This is a genomic window from Streptomyces durbertensis (assembly GCF_014156695.1).
GTDB classification, from domain to species: domain Bacteria; phylum Actinomycetota; class Actinomycetes; order Streptomycetales; family Streptomycetaceae; genus Streptomyces; species Streptomyces durbertensis.
In genome coordinates, this window is record NZ_WMLF01000718.1 from 1 (window position 1) to 1,562 (window position 1,562).

The following is a 1,562-nucleotide window of genomic DNA, read 5'->3' on the forward strand; positions in this document are numbered from 1 at the left end:
GGGGTTTCCGGCGGGTACGGAGGTCCAGCTGCCGGCGCCGCGCCGGGACTCCAGGAAGCCTTCGGCGCGGAGGGCTTCGTAGGCGGCGGCGACGGTGGTGCGGCTGACGCGGAGGGCGGCGGCGAGTTCGCGTTCGGCGGGCAGGCGGGCGGCGACGGGGACGCGGCCTTCGAGGACCAGGACGCGGACGCCGTCGGCGAGGGCGCGGTAGGCGGGGGTGCGGCGGTTGCCGTTCGGGGCGGCCGGGCGCTGGGACTCGAGGAGCCGGCTGAGCTGAATGGCACCGACGCTGGCGGTCCACTCGGGCATGATCAGTCCACCTTCCGCTGATTGGCCGTGGAATTGGCCCTTGCTACGGGCCAGGGTGTCATGCGTTGGTCTTTTTTCGCCAGGGGAGGTTCACGGTGCTGGACGCGGGTGGGTCAGGGGACGGAGTGGTCGGCCGGTTGGTGCGGCTGTACGTCGGGTTGCTGCTGTACGGGGCGACGCTGGCGGTGATGGTGCGGGCGGAACTGGGGCTGGCGCCGTGGGACGTGTTCCATCAGGGGGTGGCGCGGCAGACCGGGCTGTCGATCGGCACGGTGCTGGTGATCACGGGTGCGGTGGTGCTGCTGCTGTGGGTGCCGTTGCGGCAGCGTCCGGGGCTGGGCACGGTGTCGAACGTGATCCTGATCGGGGTGGCGATGGACGCGACGCTGGCGGTGCTGCCGCCGGTGGAGGGGTTGGTGTGGCGGGTCCTCGCCCTGGTGGCGGCGGTGGCGCTCAACGGGATGGCGACGGGTCTGTATCTGTCGGCGCGGTTCGGTGCCGGGCCGCGGGACGGGCTGATGACGGGGCTGCACGAGCGGACGGGCCGTTCGGTCCGGCTGGTGCGGACCGGGCTCGAGGTGTCGGTGCTGGCCACCGGCTTCGCGTTGGGCGGCTCGGTCGGGGTGGGCACGGTGCTGTACGCGCTGGGCATCGGTCCGTTCTCGCAGCTGTTCCTGCGGGTGTTCGCGCCGCGGCGGGCGGTGGCGAGTCCGGTGGTGGCCCGCGGCGGGCGGGTCCGCAGGCTGGCCGGTCGGGTGATACTGCGTCGGTGACCACGGCATCGCATCCCTTCCTGGACCGTCCGGCTCCGCTGGCCTTCGCCCATCGCGGCGGGGCGGCGGACGGGTTGGAGAACACCCATCGCGCCTTCGAGCGGGCCGTCGGCCTGGGCTACCGCTATCTGGAGACGGACGTGCACCTGACGGCGGACGGGGTGCTGGTGGCGTTCCACGACTCGACGCTGGACCGGGTCACCGACGGCAGCGGTCCGATCGCCGGGCTGTCCTGGGCGGAGGTGGCGCGGGCCCGGGTGGGCGGTTCGGAGCCGGTGCCGAGGCTGGCCGATGTGCTGCGGGCCTTCCCGGAGGCCCGGTGGAACCTGGATGTGAAGGCGGAGGCGGCGCTGCGTCCGCTGCTGGCGGAGCTGGACCGGCTGGACGCCTGGGACCGGGTGTGTGTGGGTTCCTTCGCCGAGGCCCGGGTGGCGCGGGCCCGGGCGTGGGCGGGGCCGAGGCTGGCGACGTCGCTGGGGA

Annotated in this window: 3 protein-coding genes; 2 read left to right on the top strand and 1 reads right to left on the bottom strand. The window is 73.9% G+C overall.

Going from position 1 to position 1,562, the window contains the following annotated elements:
- Positions 1 to 309: GntR family transcriptional regulator (locus tag GL263_RS26225; RefSeq protein WP_182858222.1), on the bottom strand; the 309-nt coding region annotated here is incomplete at its 3' end.
- Between the two features lie 95 nt (positions 310 to 404).
- Here GL263_RS26225 and yczE point away from each other — a divergent pair.
- Both yczE and GL263_RS26235 read left to right on the top strand, forming a co-directional pair.
- Positions 405 to 1,082, top strand: a complete 678-nt coding sequence (gene yczE / locus GL263_RS26230) for a membrane protein YczE (protein ID WP_438948007.1) — start codon at positions 405 to 407, stop codon at positions 1,080 to 1,082.
- Positions 1,079 to 1,562 (top strand): glycerophosphodiester phosphodiesterase family protein (locus GL263_RS26235; protein WP_323379569.1); only part of this gene is annotated, 484 nt, incomplete at its 3' end. The genes yczE and GL263_RS26235, both read left to right, overlap by 4 nt.